At 39.7% G+C, this 19,541-nt stretch carries 12 protein-coding genes; 8 read left to right on the top strand and 4 right to left on the bottom strand.

From position 1 onward, the window contains the following. Positions 1-301 precede the first annotated feature (301 nt). The 4 genes from H5183_RS03065 to H5183_RS03080 all read left to right on the top strand — a co-directional run bounded on the left by H5183_RS03065 (position 302) and on the right by H5183_RS03080 (position 9,522). Entirely contained in the window at positions 302-2,626 is a 2,325-nt protein-coding gene (locus tag H5183_RS03065) for a TonB-dependent receptor domain-containing protein (protein WP_182730912.1), read from the top strand. 250 nt (positions 2,627-2,876) lie between these two features. Beyond that, a complete protein-coding gene (locus tag H5183_RS03070) occupies positions 2,877-3,887 on the top strand; it encodes an alpha/beta fold hydrolase (RefSeq protein WP_182730913.1) in 1,011 nt (336 codons plus the stop codon). 473 nt (positions 3,888-4,360) lie between these two features. Further along, the gene (locus H5183_RS03075) at positions 4,361-6,502 is read left to right on the top strand and encodes a glycoside hydrolase family 16 protein (RefSeq protein WP_182730914.1); all 2,142 of its coding nucleotides are present in this window, start codon (positions 4,361-4,363) and stop codon (positions 6,500-6,502) included. Between the two features lie 74 nt (positions 6,503-6,576). Beyond that, complete coding sequence (locus tag H5183_RS03080) at positions 6,577-9,522, top strand: TonB-dependent receptor (protein ID WP_182730915.1); 2,946 nt, start codon at positions 6,577-6,579, stop codon at positions 9,520-9,522. Between the two features lie 47 nt (positions 9,523-9,569). On the opposite strand, the gene H5183_RS03085 is transcribed toward H5183_RS03080, so the two are convergent. Next, positions 9,570-11,042 carry a S41 family peptidase gene (locus H5183_RS03085; RefSeq protein WP_182730916.1) on the bottom strand — a complete coding sequence of 491 codons (1,473 nt, stop codon included), beginning with the start codon at positions 11,040-11,042 and terminating at the stop codon, positions 9,570-9,572. A gap of 318 nt (positions 11,043-11,360) precedes the next feature. Here H5183_RS03085 and H5183_RS03090 point away from each other — a divergent pair, with 318 nt between their 5' ends. Beyond that, positions 11,361-12,905: a diguanylate cyclase gene (locus H5183_RS03090; RefSeq protein WP_257326961.1), complete on the top strand. Its 1,545-nt coding sequence runs from the start codon at positions 11,361-11,363 to the stop codon at positions 12,903-12,905. A 24-nt stretch (positions 12,906-12,929) separates the two neighbouring features. Here the strand turns inward: H5183_RS03090 and H5183_RS03095 are convergent, their stop codons facing one another. Next, positions 12,930-13,352, bottom strand: coding sequence for a VOC family protein (locus H5183_RS03095; RefSeq protein ID WP_145234299.1), 423 nt, complete (start codon positions 13,350-13,352; stop codon positions 12,930-12,932). 591 nt (positions 13,353-13,943) lie between these two features. Here H5183_RS03095 and H5183_RS03100 point away from each other — a divergent pair. Next, positions 13,944-16,127 (top strand): fasciclin domain-containing protein, encoded by a 2,184-nt coding sequence (locus H5183_RS03100; RefSeq protein WP_182730918.1) that lies wholly within the window; start codon positions 13,944-13,946, stop codon positions 16,125-16,127. A gap of 69 nt (positions 16,128-16,196) precedes the next feature. On the opposite strand, the gene H5183_RS03105 is transcribed toward H5183_RS03100, so the two are convergent. Continuing rightward, on the bottom strand, positions 16,197-17,021 hold the full coding sequence (locus H5183_RS03105) for a sterol desaturase family protein (RefSeq protein ID WP_182730919.1): 825 nt from the start codon (positions 17,019-17,021) through the stop codon (positions 16,197-16,199). Next, the gene (locus H5183_RS03110; RefSeq protein WP_182730920.1) at positions 17,018-17,461 is read right to left on the bottom strand and encodes an SRPBCC family protein; all 444 of its coding nucleotides are present in this window, start codon (positions 17,459-17,461) and stop codon (positions 17,018-17,020) included. Before H5183_RS03110 ends, H5183_RS03105 begins: the two co-directional genes overlap by 4 nt. Positions 17,462-17,557: 96 nt before the next feature. On the opposite strand from H5183_RS03110, the gene H5183_RS03115 reads away from it, so the two are divergent. Together H5183_RS03115 and H5183_RS03120 are read left to right on the top strand one after the other, a co-directional pair. Continuing rightward, on the top strand, positions 17,558-18,556 hold the full coding sequence (locus H5183_RS03115; protein ID WP_182730921.1) for an AraC family transcriptional regulator: 999 nt from the start codon (positions 17,558-17,560) through the stop codon (positions 18,554-18,556). Positions 18,557-18,649: 93 nt separating this feature from the next. After that, positions 18,650-19,411 carry an ABC transporter substrate-binding protein gene (locus tag H5183_RS03120; protein ID WP_182730922.1) on the top strand — a complete coding sequence of 254 codons (762 nt, stop codon included), beginning with the start codon at positions 18,650-18,652 and terminating at the stop codon, positions 19,409-19,411. Positions 19,412-19,541 lie beyond the last annotated feature (130 nt).

A 19,541-nucleotide genomic window follows, 5' to 3' on the forward strand; every position in this document is an offset into this window, starting at 1 on the left:
TATGTGCCCGCTTTAATTTATAAAGCTCTCTAAATAGCAACAACTCTATACCATTTGCATTTATTAGGCACCTCTAACACGGTCAATACTTGGCTAAGCAAACACTCTTAAATTAACTAAGCCCGGCATCAAACGCTGGGTTTTTTAATGCTCATACTCCATCCCCACATTTATTTAATATGAAAATCATTCATTGAATGTAAATATTTCGCAATTGAATATACAACTGATAATTGTTATCATACCCACCTTGGTTACTTATTAGATTAATAATCTTTATTCTTGTCATGAAGGAAGTACAATGAAATCCCGCCCGCTTTATCTGGCCTCACTGATCAGTGCATTATTAACATCAACAACACTTATTGCTGATGATGACACAGCTGAAAATATGGAAGTGATGGTTGTCACCGCTTCTGGTTATGAGCAAAAATTAATAGATGCACCTGCAAGTGTCTCAGTTGTCTCTCGCGAAGATCTACAAAATAAGCCATTTACTAGCCTTGCTGATGCGCTTCGTGATATCGAAGGTATCGATGTTGGTGCCGGACAAGATAAAAACGGTAATATTAGTATTACCATGCGTGGTTTACCCGCAAGCTATACTCTAGTGCTTATTGATGGCCGCCGTCAAAGTGATGTAGGTAATATAGGCCCAAACAACTTTGGTAACAGCCAATTTATGTATATGCCGCCACTTGAGGCTATCGAGCGAATTGAAGTCGTTCGTGGCCCAATGTCCACTTTATATGGCGCTGATGCAATCGGTGGTGTAATCAATATTATCACTCGTAAAAATCTTGATAGCACCCATGGTAGCGTCACGGTAAGCAGTAATATCCAACAAGACGATCAATACGGTAACGATAATAAAGTCGATATATATTTGACCGGCCCAAGCGGCGTTGAGGGATTAACTTACGGGATCCGTGGTAGTTTTTATGACCGTCAAGAAAGTGAGCCAACTTACAGCGAAAGTTTACCACTTCCAGATGGCAGCATGTGGGTTGATGATGGTAGCTTTGGCGATAAAAAAATCGTTGCAGCACGTAACTGGAATGCCGGCGCAACAATAAACTACCTGATCAATAATCAGAATGAAATCACCTTTGAGTACGACATAGCCAAACAGCGTTACGATAACACCGAAGGTCAAACGGGTACGTTAGATAGCCCAGTCAGTTTATGGCGTGTTAGCAAAGGCATTGTACAGCCACGCGTTGGTTATACTCCATATCAACGTGTTGAACGTGAGCAATTTGTATTTGCACATGTTGGTCGATACGATGTTGGTACGCTTACCAGCAGCATTACCCAAAGCAGCAGTGAAAACTTTGGTCGCTCATTACCTCTTAATGTACAAGAGCGTTTAGGTGTGCAGGCCATTTGGGACCAAGCAGTACAAGATCAAGGCATCGACAAGCCAGAACTAACGGATGCAATTTACGCTCAACTTGATGAGACTTTTTTACCACGCCCAATGCGTAAGCTAAAACTTGATAACTTAATTATTGATACTAAGTTTGAATCAAATATAGATAACCACTATTTTGTAGTAGGCGCACAATATTTTGATGCCGAAATGGAAGATGGTGTATTTGGTATGTACGGGGATGGCTTCCGTGAAGGTACGACTCAAGATCATCGTCAAACAGCTGTATTTGCTGAAGATAACTGGGAAATTACCACAAATCTAACTGCAACTTTCGGCGCTCGTTATGATCATCATAATATCTTTGGCTCACAAGTTAGTCCTCGCGCTTATTTAGCCTACTCTCCTGCTGATGAATGGACTTTCAAAGGTGGTATCAGCACAGGTTATAAAACCCCAGAGCCAAACCAATTGTTCTCTGGTATTACAGGTTTTGGTGGCCAAGGTACTAAACCTTTTGTTGGCACGCCAGACTTACAACCAGAAACCAGTGTAAACTACGAAATGGCTGCTTACTTTAATGGCAGTGATAGTTTTAGTGGTAACGTAACGGTGTTTTACAATGATTTTAAAGACAAAATCATTAACCAAGATAACTTACCAAACTGTGAAGTGGCCATAGCTGATGAACCTTGTGTTGAAATTGGCGCAGGTTGGGCTGGCATCGGTAGCACCACCTTTACGCAAGCTGCTAACGTAGATAAATCAGCTACTCGTGGTGTTGAAATTGCTGCTAATTGGCAGATTATTGAACAGTTGTCACTACGTGGTAACTTTACTTACACCGATAGTGAAGTAAAAAGTGGTCGTGATGAAGGACTACCTTTAGTTAATACACCTAAAAATATGTATAACTTAACGCTTGCATGGCAACCATTGGATGATTTGAGTATTTCACTTATTTCTGAAATCCGCAGCGATCGTTACCGTGGTACGGCAAATGTGTCTGGTCCACAGGGCCCTGAAACACAAAAGCTCTACTACAAAGCCTATGATCTATATCATTTAGCAGCAAGTTATAAAATTAATGATAGCCTAGCATTAAATGCCCGTATTAATAATCTGTTAGATGACGACTTATCAAGCCGTACTTGCTTATTAGCAACCTCAGAGGAAGAGTACGAATGTACATCTGATTACAATACCACCCAAAAAGCACGCAGCTTGTGGGTATCAATGAGTTACAGTTTCTAGAATAAGAAGCTATAAAAATAAAGCCCAGCAACAATGCTGGGCTTTTTATTATTACGATTTAACCGTGCCTTTTATACTTCATCACCCAACACAGATTCGTGGCCTACGCAGATTAAAGCGTATACTCAATAAGGGTTACCGATGAATAAGCAAAGGAAGCCTTAACTTATAGTATTAAATTTTAGAGTTTATTCGCTTAGTATGTGAAGATATGTTTTGACAGATTTAATTTAAATCATTAAGGGAGCTTATGTATAGAATATGGCTATTAAGTTTATGTTTTGTCTTCGGTATTGCAAATGCACAAGCGCCGCAACCACTGAGTTATGACGCATTATTAAGCAACTATAATTACGATTTCGACGTTGACTATTTTAACCTTGACTCACAAGGGCTGTCGTTAAAAATGGCGTATATTTACTTACCTGCAAAGGCTGGTAAACCCGTTATGACTTTAATGCATGGTAAAAACTTTAACGCTCATTACTGGACTGAAACTGCACTATTGCTACAAAAACTCGGTTATGGCGTGCTGATACCTGACCAAATTGGTTTTGGAAAATCATCTAAACCACGAGATTATCAGTTCTCTTTTGCAGCCTTAGCTAGTCACACCCATGCTTTAATGAGCAAACTTAATATAAATAAATCAATTGTATTGGGTCATTCTATGGGCGGTATGCTGGCAAGTCGCTTTGCGCTTATGTATCCACAAACAACCCAACAATTAATTTTACTCAACCCTATTGGCCTTGAAAATTACCTGCAATATGTTGATTACAAAGACACTAACTTTTTTTATAAAAATGAGTTAGCTAAAACACCTGCCGGGGTAAAAGCATACCAGCAAAAAAATTACTATGACGGAAAATGGAATAACCAATTTGCTGCTCTGACGAATTTTATCACCGGACAAATTCAAGGCCCAGATAAAGAGCTAGTAGCGTGGGTTAACGCAAAGACATACGACATGATTTTTACTCAACCCGTTATCACCGAGTTTAAAAACTTCACCATGCCTGTTTCACTAATTATAGGTACAAGAGACAGAACAGGACCTGGCCGTAACTGGAAGAAACAAGGAGTAGATTATGAACTTGGCCGCTACGATCAATTAGGTAAATCAGCCGCGGCATTAATTCCTCACAGCCAACTATTTGAACTGACTGATTTAGGTCATTTACCCCATATTGAAGATTTTAAGCGCTTTAAAGCTGTATTGTTAAAAGTCTTAGAAGCAGGCTCAAAGCCATTAGAGTAATATTTAGGCAGTTCAGCTGTTAAAGTTATTAACTGCTGGTTTGATTACTCAACGCTGACCTTTGAAAACCAATTAATAAACATAAATGCCTACTATTAGATACCTTTTAGCGATAACAGAAAAATATTGTTAATTAGCATGTGGATTCACTTTTAATATTTTGATGGCACTAAAGAATAACAACTAACTGATATAATTAGACTAAAATCCTATCTCCATTAATATATTACTATTCTGAAGTTATTTAAAAATTAAATAACTTTTCAGTTTAAAACTAAAAAAGCAGGTAATGTAAACTTAAAGTTAAAAAAACAAGCAGTCTGTTGTTGACCAAATTACAACCTTAGCTTACTCTATGTAAGCGCTTACAACACACACATTGATAAATGTAAGCGCTTACAACTTCGTTCGTAGACACAATAACAACCACAACGAAGTACTTTTAAATTTTTGTCGATACTGGGGTTCAACTAATGAACATGACAACAACCAAAGTAAGCCGCCTTGTTGCGGCAATATCCATGACCATGCTATTTGGCTGTGGTGGAAGTGCTGAGACAAAATCTGACTTCACAAAAGTCGATCCACAAAAGCCGGTTTCTGATTGGCAAATGGTTTGGAGTGACGAATTTGATGGCGCAAGTATTGATTCTAACAAATGGAATTTTGAATTAAGTTGTGCCGGTGGTGGTAACAACGAAAAACAATGTTACACCGATAACGAGCAAAATGCGTTTATCAAAGATGGCATATTAAATTTAGTTGCTTTACCGGCCGACGAAGGTGCCGAAAAGCCTTATACATCGGCACGATTGAACACCCGCTACAACGCTGATTTTACTTATGGTCGTTTTGAAATGCGTGCAAAGTTGCCTTCAGGGCAAGGTAGCTGGCCTGCTTTTTGGATGATGCCAACTAATGAAGTATATGGTACATGGCCGCGCTCTGGCGAAATTGATATTTTAGAAGCTGTAAATTTAAAAACAGTTGCTGAAGATGGCACCGTTGAAGCTAATATTCATGGCACACTTCACTATGGTCGTGAATGGCCTAACAACTCGAACTCTGGTAAAGCGTATACATTCCCTGAAGGGATGAATCCTGCTGACGATTTTCATACTTACGCTATTGAATGGCAAGAGGGCGAAATTCGTTGGTACGTTGATGGCTACTTATATGCCACACAACGTCGTTCTGAAGTTCGTTATAACTCAAAAGACGAAGCTGTTGGCCTAAAACATAAAGGTTGGTTTGCTGAATACTTTGAACAAGGTAATGGCGAGCTTACAACACATTGGGATAATGCCCCCTTTGATAAAGACTTTTACCTTATTTTAAATAACGCCGTTGGTGGTGATTGGCCGGAAAACGTAAATAACTTAGGCGTTGACGCTGCAGCATTTGCAGAGGGTCAAAGCTTTGAGATTGATTACGTACGCGTTTATCAATGTGCAGCTAATACTGACACAGGTAAAGGCTGTGAGACAGTGCGCCCAGGTTACGACAACTTAGAAGATGCACTTGTTGAAGGTAAAGCGCCTGTACCTACTCCACCAAGTGATGGTGTTGCAAAAAACCTTGATATTTTTAATGGTAGCTTAGACGCAAACTGGATCGCTTGGGATTGTTGTGGCGGAACCACACCAGAAACCATTACCGACGCTGACAAAGGCGACGTTGTTAAATTTAATATCAACGATAATAACGGTACAGTGCTTGGTTTCTCTACCCGTGGTGGTCACTTCCCTGATGGCTTTGCAGGGTCATCGTCTCCATTTGATGCTTCTTTACTGCTTGATTTAAATGGTCGTGTATCATTTGATATGAAAGTAGTGACTCCTCCAACATCTTCAACTACTTGGTTATTAAAGGCTGAAGCCGGTGATGGCGGCCCTAATACGGGCGACGTCCCACTTAGCGAAAGTAATGAAAGTGTAACACCTGTTACTGGCCAATGGCAGACCTATACGTTTCCACTTTCTTTACTACAAGAAAGAGGCCTCGATATAAGTGCTATTGATGTATTAATGGTATTTCCTACATGGCAAACAGGTGGCGGTGCCGAGTACTTAATTACCAATGTAACTATTGAAGGTGACTTACCAAAAGTCGATCTTTTCAGTGATGAACAAAACCTAGATTGGCCAATGTGGGATTGTTGTGGTGGTTCAAAACCGGTTGAAGTAATGGATGATGAAGAACACGGTTTAACGGCTGAGTTTACTATTGGCGCAACAGCAACAGTAATGGGCTTTAATAGCCGCACAGCTGCAGGCGGAAGCGGTGAAGCATTCGATGCTACTTCGATATTAGAAAACGGCGTAATAGCGTTTGAGTTAAAGGTGATCTCAAAACCAAATAATCTTGATTCAGTTTGGAATTTCAAAGTTGAGTCTGATAACGGTAGCTCTGCTGTCGAAATTCCATTAACTGACAGCGTCGAAGGTGTAGAACCTACTATTGGTGAATGGCAAACATATACCTTTACCCTTGCTGATTTAGCGGGTGCAGGTTTAGATGTTAGTGCATTAGATGTGGTGATGATTTATCCAACTTGGGACACAGGTGAAGGCGCTGTTTATCGTGTAGATAACGCATTCATTGGCATTCCATAACTAAGAATCACTTTATGGTAGGTGCGTATAAGCACCTACTTACCGTAAAAAATTTAGTAAAAAGCAGAGCAATTATGAACACAAATAAGTTTAAAAAAAGCCAAATAGCGGCTTCTGTGTCACTTATCATCGCTGCAAGCACATTTAACTTCGCTAACGCTGCGCAAGAAAGTACTGCCGAACCTGAAATCGAAGTAATACAAATTAAAGGTATACGTGGTTCACTGATCCGCTCTATGGACATGAAACGCGATGCATCTGGGGTAGTCGATGCAATTTCTGCCGAAGAAATGGGTAAATTCCCAGATACCAACTTAGCTGAATCACTACAACGCATTACGGGTGTATCGGTGAGTCGTGCAAACGGCGAAGGTAGCCAAATTACAGTCCGTGGTTTTGGCCCTTCATTTAATTTGGTAACACTTAACGGTCGCCAAATGCCTGGAACGGGTAACTCTCGTTCGTATAATCTTGAAAACATCGCCTCAGAAGGTGTAAGTGCCTTAGAAGTATTTAAAACTGCCCGTGCTGATGTGCCTAGCGGTGGTTTAGGTGCGACAGTTAATATTTCAACATCGCGCCCTCTGCAAAGACCTGGGCAGCACTTTTCAGCAACAGCAAAAGCAATTCATGACTCATCAAATGAAGTTGGTAGCGATGTAACACCTGAAATATCAGCTATTTACAGCAATACCTTTAATGATGAAATGTTTGGTATTGGCTTTTCATTCTCGCATCAACAGCGCGACTTTCAAAAACAAAGTGCTAATATTCAAGGTTGGCAAGCTAATGTAGATTTACCGACTCTTTCAGAAGATAAATTTATTGATGCTCGCCCAGTTGATGCAGACGGTAATCGCGTAGGTAATCATTTTTTTGCAAAAGACATGAACTACGCTATTGAAGATTTACAACGTGAGCGTACCAATGGGCAAGTAACACTGCAATTTGCACCCACTGATAATTTTGTGGCCACCCTTGATTACACAGCAAGTGAGGCTACAACAGGGTCAAAAACTCTCGGCTGGGGTATTTGGAACGACTTTGGCAGTAATATTAACGGTTACGAGCTAGATGAAAATGGCACAGCAATTTATGCAGATATAAGTGGTAACGATGCGTCATTTACCTCGAGTAAAAACACCACTGAAGTAAAAGCTCGTTCTATCGGTTTAAATTTAGATTGGCAAATTAATGATACATGGAAAATTGAGCTTGACTACCATGATTCTAAAAACGAAACCGACAATGGCGCAGACAAAGGTCTAGGTAGTGATGGGCAAGTTATTTTAGGTTCTGATCAGCTTGTTAATAAAATTTATGATTACCGCACTGGCGAAGTTCCGCATACGCAAGTTAATTGGAAAAACGGCACGAATGTATTAAGCCCAGGTGAGATTGATTCAAACTTTAGCCAGTTTATTCATTCACCGGGGGAATCAAATATTGAACAACTTCAACTACATGCAAGTTGGATAAATGAAAGTTTTGACATTGGTTTAATTGAAGTTAAGTTTGGTGGTTCGCGCACAGAGCAAAACACCGGTGGTTATGAGGCATGGAGTGGCTTAGTTGGTGGCCCTGGTTTTAACCCTTCTTACACTGAAATTTTCCCAGATGGTATGTTTACACTTCATGATACCTCAGGATTATTAGATCAATTTGCCGGTGGCGGTAGCAATTTACAACCAAACTATTACTACAGCTATGATTTTGACGAAGCCGTAGCAAGACAAATGGCATACTTAACCGCTGATGTAACAGGCGGCGATGCTTATGCACCTAATGCCTATCTTGATGGCATTGACAGTCAAAGCTCGGTTGAGGAAATTACCAACAGTATTTATGTTCAATCACGTTGGGAGTTTGACGTTAGTAATTACTACGTTAAAGTAAACGCAGGTCTTCGCTACGAAGAAACCGATGTAACCAGCTCTGTTCGTCAGCGTGTTGAACAACAAGTTAATTGGATAAGCGCTTCAGAGTGGATCACTCAATATTCAGCAGGTGGCGATGATAACTTCTTAGTGCAAGAAGGCAGTTATGATATTTTACTGCCATCAATTGACTTAAGTGTTGACCTAACTGATGACGTGGTTGCTCGCGTATCGTGGGGCAAAACAATGTCGCGTGCACCTTTGGGCGATTTAGCTGGCGGTCGTTCACTAACAGGCAGTCCAAAACCGGGATCACGCGTAGGTAGTCAAGGTAACACGGGGCTATTACCGTTTGAATCAACAAATCTTGATTTATCTTTAGAGTATTACTACGCAGAAGGCAGTTATGCATCTGTAGGTTACTTTAAAAAGGACGTTGATAACTTTATTCAAACCACCATTACCCCAACCACCATTGAAGGCTTATATGATATTTTAAATGGCCCGCGCTATTTACAAGCTGTGAGTGATATTGAGGCACGTGGTGAGCAAGCAACAACCGATGCCATTTTTGCACAAATGCTTGCTAATGGTGATGGTAATGTCAATGGTCAAATTGAACCAAATAGTAACGATCCGCTTATTACTTGGAACATTAGCCAACCACAAAATACCGATAGCAAATCAGTCGATGGTTTTGAAGTGGCAGTACAGCACTTAATTGGCGAAACAGGCTTTGGTGTCGGTGTTAATGCTACATTTGTCGACGGAGATGTTGAATTTGATACAGACAGCTTAGACCAACAAGCTCCGTTAACGGGCTTAAGTGATTCAGCTAACTTCCAAGCGTTTTACGAAAAAGATGGCTTATCAGTAAAACTGACTTACGCATGGCGCGATTCATACCTTATTGGTGTAGGCCAAGCACAAGGTTCTGCTGATGCACCACCACAATATGCTAAAACATATGGCCAGTGGGATATGAGCGTAAATTATGACGTTAACGAGAATGTGACGGTATTCTTTGAAGGTATAAACCTCAATAATGAAACCGAGCAAGGCTATGGCCGTTACGAAGAGCAGTTCTTATTTGCTCGCCAGTATGGTCCACGCTACGCAATTGGTGCACGCTATACCTTTTAATAAACCTAAGTAATTAAACATTCCAGCCGCTCATTGAGCGGCTTTTTTTATAACTGTTTAATTTTTTCTAATAGCTTATCGGTTGTCCAATCAATATCGTTATAGGCAATATCGGGCTTATAGTAATCGCCCTTTCCTCTTGCTCTATCAACATACACTTTATTAGGGATAATAACTTTACCTAACCCTGAGGGTAACTCGGCTAGTCGAACATCCATATACAATGAGTCAGCACTGCTTGGCGCGCCAAATAACTGAGTGTTTGAAAACTGCTTAAATACATCAATGGCGTCAAGACAGGCACTTGCACACTGTGGCGGCACAATAACAAAAACCTGTGTTTTAAAGTCACTCACTAGCGATGTATTTTCGCTTTGATTTGATTTATTTTGCAGCTCTTCTATATAAAATGGCTTATTGTTTTCAAGTGACTTTGCCATACCTGCAGCTATTTCTTTAATCTCTTTATGGACTTCAGGTTGATCTTTCACCACTTCAATTAACGATTTAACATAGTTAGTATTATCTTTTGACGCTCTCCACCAAACCCGGCTATTTTGTGAGTAGTTATCCATTTTTTGTTCAACAACTTGCTCACCCCACAACACTTTTGCAAGCTTTAAGCTCCAATAAGACGAGCCACCTTGGTTATGACGAAGATCTAAAACCACCGTTTTTTCACTGAGTAACTTAGTACGTTGTTCAGTCACTTTTTTATACAGGTTGTTGTAATCATGAGTTTGCTTATCGTTATTTGCAAAACTGGGCATAGCAATCCACGCTATGTTTTGCGCAGGCCAAGTTAAATCGGTTGTAAGCTCATCCCCATTATAGGCATGTGTTAAATGCTTACTTACACTCTTTGGCCGAACAGACCAATCAAGGGTTTTACTGTAAGCTTGCCCATTAGCTTTAATAAATTGACATTCTTTTAGAGGTGTTAAAAATGGGTTACCATCATCAATTAGTAACCGCCAACCTTGCTGCCACCAATGCCCAGGTTGTGTAACCTGTCCATGAAATTTAAACACTCTTTTTCGCATTAAAGTCTCGGTACTTTGCCCATCGCAACCACTTATCACATCACCTTTATTTATATTATCTGTTTCACTGTAATACACTTTTAATGCATCACCCCGCCAAACGGCACTAAAACCAGGCCAACGACGAGCAGGTCGTTCAACGCTTAAAAACACACCTGCATGACCATCTTGTAGCACAGTACTAAAACGCGCAATTGCCGCAACATGAACCTGCGGCCCGCTCGCTTTGGCAGACAGTGCAAGTGCCTCTGCTTTTGCTTGCTTTAATAGTTCAGGAAAGGCTGGGTTGTTAACATCAAACATACCAGGGTGGTTTTGTACCGATATGCCGTAAGCGGCTTCAATATCACGCTCACTAACACTGCGCCATTGTTCTGGGGTTTGAGGAGAAACCGGTAATTCAGCCACACTTAAGGTAGGCGCAATTAATAAAGCGCATAATAAAGTACGATTAACTATTGTTGTTTTTATTTTCATGAAAATCCTTTTTAATGCGATCAATTACTTTAGATCCACCAAGGGTGATCAACCCCCCGATCTCAAGCAAGTAAAAAACTACCAGTTTATTTTAAAGCAATAACTTATCAGAACAACTTAACCCGAAGCCAGTCGAAGTTCAACTAACGGCAGCCTAGGTCACTATTTCTTATCAATATTTACTAGTAAAGCAAACTAGCTTTGCTAGTATGAGGTAATTATTATTTTTATGTCTCACTTATGCGCAATACTACCGTGAAAATAAGGAATAGCTTCCTCTTCCCAAGCTCCCGCTTCCTCAGGTTCAACGGTATCATATTGGCTTTTATTACTCTGCTATTGAGCGGCGCAGCTTTCGCTGAAGATAACTGTTATTTAACAGCTATTGCAAACAATGTATCAACCCCCTTGTTGCAAGGTGTTGCATCAGACATAAGACTTGAAAAAGGGGTTAACAAATTTGAATTAGTATGTACCCTAAGCCAAAGTGGTGTATTCACTTTTACTCGTCCTGCACTTAAGAGTTTTTCGTGGCAACAAGATGGCGTATCAAAGACCCCCTTAAAAACGAATCAGATAGCCGTTTTAATGGAGCAAGGCAGCTTTAACGCGCAGCTCATTGTAACAGTAACAAATAACTACACTCCTCGTTTTACATGGCTAAATACACAACAGTTTATTGGCAGAGTTCAGCTATATAATTTAATTTTCGGAGTGTTTTATGGCTTGTGTGCCACACTTATTTTTTATGTACTAATAATAGGTTATGGTATTAAAGATGCTATTTTCAAACAGTATGGTGCATACCTTTTTTGTATTGCTAGCTTTATCTTTTTACAAGAAGGTCAACCCTATTTATTTGCTCAAAATCAGTTTTCTGAGTTTATTAGAAATCTTTATTCATTAAGCATTGGTTTAACCGTATTAAGTGCGACTTGGTTTATGTGCGCAATATTAGAATTGCCGCAATATTGGCCAAAAGTGAGTAAATTTTTAAAAATTGCCGCTTTATGTGTACTTACCTTGTGCTTACAAAAAGTAGCCTTAGATTTACCCGCTATTGCTGATATCACCTCAGCGATTACAGGCTACTTATCATTATTGATTGTAATGAGTATTTTTATACTCTCAGCCGTGCAAGCTAAGCAAGGTGTGAATGAGGCAGGCTTAGTTTTTATAGCCTTAAGCTGTGTATTTATTAGTATGACTTTTAGAATATTACTCACCGAATACAGCCCTTTTATTCAACGTTATGGGTTTGTGATTGCTTTTACTCTTGAGTCATTACTACTGGCCATCGCCGTCGCCAAGCGAATACAAAGACTCAGTTATGCAAAAAAACAGGCTGAACGACACGCTAATTACGACCCCCTTTGTCATATACATAATCGTCGCGGTTGGAGCTTAAAAGCAAACGACTTATTAACTCAACATGCTCAACAAGGCGGTATCCTGTGTTTTTTATATATAGACTTAGACCGCTTTAAAGTAATAAATGATAGTTATGGCCATGATGTTGGCGATAAAGTGTTAAGCAAAGTAGCGCAATTGATTAATAACCATATGCGCAGTGAAGATGCGGTTGGACGCTTAGGCGGGGATGAGTTTGTGGCTATGGCATTATTTACCAGCAAAGATAAAATTAACCAACGAGTTGCGACTCTTGAACAAAAGTTAAATGCGCTTAGCTTAGAGCACCAAGGCAACACCATCGCTATTTACGCAAGCGTAGGGCAAATCAACTATAGCGAAGCGCCTAAAAATTTAGATGAGGTTTTAAAAGCCGGTGATGAAGCAATGTATCAAAAAAAGTCATTACGAAAAGCGCAGGCTAAGCAAACCTACACAAGAGAAAACGCCTAAAGTAATCGTTTAGGCGCATAATCATTACTCGTCTTTTTTGAATAAGACTTCTGGGTTTACCATAGTTTTCATTTCTAAAACATTGCCGTTTGGATCTTCAATAAAAAACGTCTCTTGTTCAAATTCATTGCCAACAAAACGACGGTATGGTTTATCTAAATATTCGAGACCAGCAGCCGCAATGCGCGTTTTTAAAGCTTGAAATTGATCTTCTGATAGATGAATGCCAAAGTGAGGGACTGCCACCGCGCCCATATCAACATCATGACGTACCGTTGGTAAGCGCTCTTCGCTTTGGTGAAGCGTTAACTCGTTACCCCAAAAATCAATGTCTACCCATCGCCCTGCTTCACTATTGCCCGTTTTACAGCCAAGTACGTCACAATAAAATGTTTTCGCTTTTTCGAGATCACCTGCCGGTATTGCCAAGTGCAAACAGTTGGACATAAATTACCTTCATTAATAACTTTTAACATATGAAATATGCTGCATTATACATAAATTGCAATTTATATAACATTAACAACATCTGTTTTGTGCTATTAAATGCGAGGGCTATGGTTTGTGATGTGCGCGCTAAAAGTAAATTTTTATTATTAAAATTCGTCAATCCAAAATTATTAATTCCTATCATGGTATCAGCAGCTTTGATAGGCCTTATTGTCTAGTTTATGTCATTCCCGAAGAGTCATAGTAGCAATACTTATTTATCAATATACGCCTAGCCGACAGCTTTGCCATTGGCTTTCTTGCAAGCTCTGTCATCATATTTTATGGTTATTACATCGAGCACAGTGTTGATGACTTTACTGGCGCTTTAGGAATGTGTGTATTCTTCATCCGTGTATATCTGCAGCGTATTTATTTTTATTAGGGGCGCCAAATCCTTAGTAACCTGAATTTTTTCTAAATAGTCTAATAAAATCTTAACGATATCCCAAAACAAAAAATAACAGGCCTTTTTTTGATCAGTTATAGCTTCCCTTACGTAATGTTCACACAGCTATAACACTGTAACATTCAATTAAAGGAAAAATTATGAATAAAGTATTTAAGCTATGCGCAGTCATACTTCCCTTGTTACTGATCCAAGGCTGTAATGACGATGATAACGTACCTGTAAGTACTGACCCACAACCAATTACTACCATTTTTGATGCTGCACAAAGTTCTGATGATTTCACTACACTCGTTGCAGCTTTAGAAGCAACAGGTCTTGACGAGACTCTTGATGATGCAACGAATAGTTACACAGTATTTGCTCCCACCGATGCGGCTTTTGCATTACTAGGTGAAGACAAAATCAACGCTTTATTAGCTGATACTGACAAGCTTAGTTCAATATTAACCTATCATGTTTTATCAGGTAGTGTTGATGCACAAACAGCAATTAGCCTCGCAGGCACAACGGTTGCAACTGTCAATGGTCAAAATATTGCTCTATCTTTAAATGGCGATACGCTGTTAGTAAACACAAGCACCGTTACCATGACTGATATTGAAACTGATAACGGTATTATCCACGTCATTGATGCTGTTTTAATGCCTAAAGAAGTTTCTGAAACTGCGCCAACGAAAAATATTGTTGAAACAGCGCAACAAGCTGGTAATTTTAGTACGTTACTCACAGCGCTTGATGTTGCGGGTTTAACAGCTGCATTGTCTGATAATTCAAAGGAGTATACTGTATTTGCCCCAACAGACGCTGCATTTGAAGCTGTTGGTAGCAAAATGATAAACACCCTATTAGCTAATCCAGATGTACTCGGCAATATTCTAAAACAACATGTGTTAACTGGCTCTATTGATTCAGTAACCGCAATGTCTCTAAACGGTCAATCAGCTGAAACACTGCTTGGTAATACTTTACCTATTTCAATTAACGCAGACACCAACATCTTGATGTTTGGCGGCGCTAATGTGGTAATAACTGATATAAAAACAACTAATGGCATTGTTCACGTAATTGACTCTGTGATTGTTGCTGACGTTGCCCTACCAGAGAGTTTTGGCACAATTGCGGATGTTGCAAGTGAAAATGGCAGCTTTACTACATTACTCGCCGCACTCTCAGCAACAGGTTTAGACGCATTGGTTAGCGATCCAACCAGCACATTCACGGTATTTGCACCTACTGACGCAGCATTTGCTGCCCTTGGTCAAGACACTATTGACGCTTTATTGGCAGATACCGACACGCTTCGTGATATTTTACTTTACCATGTAGTAGCAGATGCAAATGTACTATCTGATGCAGCAGCCACCATTGCAAACAGCGAGAACAACAAAGTTGAAATGGCAAATGGTGATATGGCTGCTTTATCGTATGTAGACAGCTCACTGTTTATTAATGATGCGGCGGTAACTACAGCGAATGTAACTGCTGACAACGGCGTTATTCATGTATTAAACAAAGTGATTATGCCACCCGCTGAAATAGGCACACCGACCAAAACTATTGCAACAGTTGCCACAGAAACATCTGCATTATCTACACTAGTAACTGCACTGCAAGCAGCAGGGTTAGTGGATACGTTTAACGATACCACTAAATCGTTTACGGTATTCGCACCAACAAATGCGGCATTTAGTAAAATTCCTACCGCTGATTTAAATGCTCTATTAGCTGACACTACTGCACTTACTGGCGTACTTACTCAACATGTATTAGCTGCCCAAGTAGGTAGTACTGATGCGTTTGCTGCTAACGGTAAAATGGTCACTACACTTGCTGAGAATATGCTAAACGTAAACGTGGTAGATTTTACCAGTACCGAAAATACAGCAACAGACAGCGTAGCTTATGAAGTAACTAATAATCGTTTAGTAACGGGTATGGCCGATGCAATGCCAGGTAAAACGGTGTATGTATTTGATAACGACTTAGGTGAAGCAATGAGCGTATGTGAAGCAACTTGTGCAACAACGTGGCCACCCGTGTTAGGCACTGCGGCGTCTATCGAAAATATTCCGGGTTTATCCTTGATTGCTCGCTCAGATGACAGTATGCAAGTCGCTTACCTTGGCCGCCCTTTATATACCTTCTCAGGTGATACGGCAGCCGCTGAAAGTAATGGTCAAGCTGTGAACGATATTTGGTGGCAAGTAAGCTTACCGGCTACATCACTACAAGTAGCTGGCAGCAATGTAACAACCACTGATATTTACACTAGTAATGGCGTTGTACACTTAATTGATACAGTGATCACAACGGCCAAATAACTAAATTTTACTGTGAGATAAGCCAGGAGTGATGCTATTTGCTCCTGGCTTTTTTATATAAAAATAGGCTTACTTATTACTACTTTGAGAGCTTGTTGGGTAGCCAAACAACACGTTTAACTTGGCTTTTAACCCTTTAGCTTGGTAAGTACTTTTAAATAAATACTGCCACTGATGAAAGGTGATTTTGATTGGGTTATTACTGTTTAATTGACCAATAATGCCGTATTTACAGGGCTTGTTTTCATCCTCTTCTACATAAGTGCCAAATAATTTATCCCAAATAATTAAAACGCCAGCGAAGTTTTTATCTAAGTAGCCATTATTTATAGCGTGGTGCACCCGATGATGCGATGGGGTATTAAATAATGCTTCAAACCAACCGAGCTTTTTTACCACTTGCGTGTGTACAAAAAATTGATAAGCCAAATTAAGTGCCACCACCGCAAAAACAATCACAGGCTCAAAGCCTATTAATATCATCGGCAACCAAAATAGCCACATTCCCGCCAGCGGATACATTAAACTTTGCCTAAATGCCGTGGTAAAGTTCATTTTAGTAGAACTATGATGCACTACATGAGCGGCCCATAACCAATGAATATGATGTGATGCACGATGAAACCAATAGTATAAAAAGTCTTGCAGTAAAAAAGCGCTTAATACAGTAAATACTGTCAATTCAATATCAAATAGTCGAAACTGATACAACCAATAAAAAAACGGCATTAATAATAATAACGCAATGGCATCAGCGCCTTGATGTAATAAAGCAAGTAACGCGTTGGCTAAGCTGTCTTTTATATCGTAGTAACGTCTAAATTTTATAAACTCAACCCCTACAAACAGCAAAAAAATAGGGCTCAGTGCCAATAAAATAATTTCAATACTCATGGCGCTTGCTCCTGAAAATAGCTGGCTATTTTTTTAAGTGCTTGGCTAACATCTTTTTTTATAAAAAAAGCCAGTATAAAGTCGGGTAACCACAAAGGCGCAATGCAACGAATATGGTAGCTGATCTCGGTGAGTGATGGCTGAGCATTATTGGCTTTTAAGTAAATATCACCACGGTGCTGTGCAACGGGTTTATCCCCTAAAATGCGGTAACAAATGTGGCTATTATCGGCCGTTATTATTTGCTCCTTAAATGTTGTACCTTGCATTTTTATTTGTCTAATGGTGCCTTTTCCACCACTTATTTCACCAAAGTCTTGCGGTGTTAACACTTCAAACTGCGCATTAAAAAAGCGCCCCAAATCAGCATGCGCTAATAATAAGGTGCGTAATTGTTCAGGCGTTGCTGCCACACTATGTTTAACGTTTATCTCAATCATTGTGTGCCCCCTATTATTTTTATAGATCTCTAGCATATAAAAATATTGCATGGCAAACTTGCGATTAGATGACTATTTTTTAGCTTTAGGCGACAAATGAAAACCTTAGCCGATCATTACTTTTCTAGCTGTTTGGATTATCTTCAAAGCACAGGATTAGATAGCCAAGAGATACTAACTGCCATTGAATTTGATGAATATACAAATAAGCAAACACAACAATTAGCGCCTCGTATTAGCTTAAAAAGCTATAATGCGCTGCTTAGTTATGCACAGCAAACGCTAAATGACTCCTTATTCGGGTTTGAATTAGGAAAACAAATACGTACCGCTGATTTTGGTGTACTTGGGTATTTAATTGAATCGAGTACTAATCTAGCCAGTGCCATTACTGCATTACTGAGCTACGACAGTTTAGTGGCTAACATAGGGCGTGCTGAGTTTGAACAGCAACAAACACTTTGCAAGGTAACCTGGTTAGCAGACCCACAGTGCAGTCCACAGGCCGTATTACGAAATATGACCGCGTGGGTAAGTGTTATACGCCAACTGCTTAATCCTCAGCTTTCGCCTAGTTGCGTTTATTTTACAGCACATTTTTCAGACAGTGAGTTACAACAATTAGCGCAATGGTTTAATTGCCCAGTAAAAGCTGGCGCTAACTTTAATCAAGTAGAGTTTCCAAGTAGTTACTTAACCCTTCCTTTTAAAACCGATAACTCCCAGATTAACGCTGTGCTAAAGCAAATGTCAGAGCAACAGCTATCCCAGTTTAAAAGTCAGCAATTATTAACAGAAAAAATTAATCATATTTTAATGGCTAAATACGATTTGCAGGACTGCTCACTGATCAGAACGGCTAGTGCTTTAAATATGACCCCGCGCACAGTGCAACGCCACCTAAAGCAAGAAAACACCAATTTTGGTGATCTTCTTGAGCAAGAGCAAAAACGCCGTTTGTTAACTTATATTCCTCATTATCCGCTAAGCAGTATTGCAACTATGTTGGGGTTTAATGAGCAAAGCTCTTTTAATCGCGCCTTTAAGCGCTGGTATCAATGCTCACCTCGTCAATTTATAAAAAACAATAATTAAACAATTTGATTACCTAAAACACACATTTAACGTGTACCTTTTTATTGATTTTATTTACACTAGCCTCATGTATTGCTTTAAAGACAATTATTTATGCGTTTGCGTATGATGTTAACTGTTTTTGTATTGGTTTTTTATAGTGCGGTCTGTCACGCAAACCCGGTTACCTTCATCGCTGAAGATTTACCGCCTTATCATTTTAAAAACCCTCAAGGTGAAGCACAGGGCGCCTTAGTAGATATCGCTAAAGCAGTATTAAAAGGCACGGCTTTAACAGCAAAATTTGAAATAATGCCGATGGCGCGTATGTTTCAACAACAACACGCTAATCCTAATGCCATCATGCTGTCACTGTTAAAAACGCCAAACAGAAACAGCCAGTTTAAGTGGCTGGGAAAAGTGTATTTTGCAGATGCATACCTAGTAAGTTTACGCAGTCATAACGATGAAGTGATTCACTTAAACTTTGCCAAAGAATACAAAGTAGCCACTATTCGCGGTTATTCTGCACAAGCTTATTTAGAAGCTCAGGGCTTTACTGAAAGTGAGAATCTAGTCTTAGTGAGTTACTACCAGCAGCTATGGAGAATGCTGTATAAAAATCGTATCGATTTTGTGGTGACTAACACCCTCACCCTTGAAAACGAGTTAAAGCGAGCAGGGCTCGACCCAAGCTTAATTACTAAGCGTATACATTTAGATGAGCTACCTTCTTCTCTTCACTTTGCAGCAAGTAAGCAGCTTAACCCGCAAACAGCGAAAATTATTACTGATAGATTAAACGCGATAAAAGAAAGCGGTGAATACCAACAAATTTTAAATAAATGGCAACTCCCTATTCCAACGCGCCTTTAGTATTGAGTCATAGGTAAGATCTTAAGAAATTGAGTTGAAGCTCAATTCATGATCAAATGGTTGTTACCACACAAACCACAGAATCAAGAAAAGAGCTTCAAATGAATGCTAACATTTTTATTAATAAGTT

Source organism: Pseudoalteromonas sp. SR44-8 (genome assembly GCF_014163635.1).
GTDB classification, from domain to species: domain Bacteria; phylum Pseudomonadota; class Gammaproteobacteria; order Enterobacterales; family Alteromonadaceae; genus Pseudoalteromonas; species Pseudoalteromonas rhizosphaerae.

Bases quoted from the DNA above. Each gene is read 5' to 3' on its own strand.
- H5183_RS03115 (WP_182730921.1), top strand. From the start codon at position 17,558: ATGAAAACCTTAGCCGATCATTACTTTTCTAGCTGTTTGGATTATCTT.
- H5183_RS03065 (WP_182730912.1), top strand. From the start codon at position 302: ATGAAATCCCGCCCGCTTTATCTGGCCTCACTGATCAGTGCATTATTA.
- H5183_RS03080 (WP_182730915.1), top strand. From the start codon at position 6,577: ATGAACACAAATAAGTTTAAAAAAAGCCAAATAGCGGCTTCTGTGTCA.
- H5183_RS03100 (WP_182730918.1), top strand. From the start codon at position 13,944: ATGAATAAAGTATTTAAGCTATGCGCAGTCATACTTCCCTTGTTACTG.
- H5183_RS03095 (WP_145234299.1), bottom strand. From the start codon at position 13,352: ATGTCCAACTGTTTGCACTTGGCAATACCGGCAGGTGATCTCGAAAAA.
- H5183_RS03070 (WP_182730913.1), top strand. From the start codon at position 2,877: ATGTATAGAATATGGCTATTAAGTTTATGTTTTGTCTTCGGTATTGCA.
- H5183_RS03075 (WP_182730914.1), top strand. From the start codon at position 4,361: ATGAACATGACAACAACCAAAGTAAGCCGCCTTGTTGCGGCAATATCC.
- H5183_RS03085 (WP_182730916.1), bottom strand. From the start codon at position 11,042: ATGAAAATAAAAACAACAATAGTTAATCGTACTTTATTATGCGCTTTA.
- H5183_RS03105 (WP_182730919.1), bottom strand. From the start codon at position 17,021: ATGAGTATTGAAATTATTTTATTGGCACTGAGCCCTATTTTTTTGCTG.
- H5183_RS03120 (WP_182730922.1), top strand. From the start codon at position 18,650: ATGCGTTTGCGTATGATGTTAACTGTTTTTGTATTGGTTTTTTATAGT.
- H5183_RS03110 (WP_182730920.1), bottom strand. From the start codon at position 17,461: ATGATTGAGATAAACGTTAAACATAGTGTGGCAGCAACGCCTGAACAA.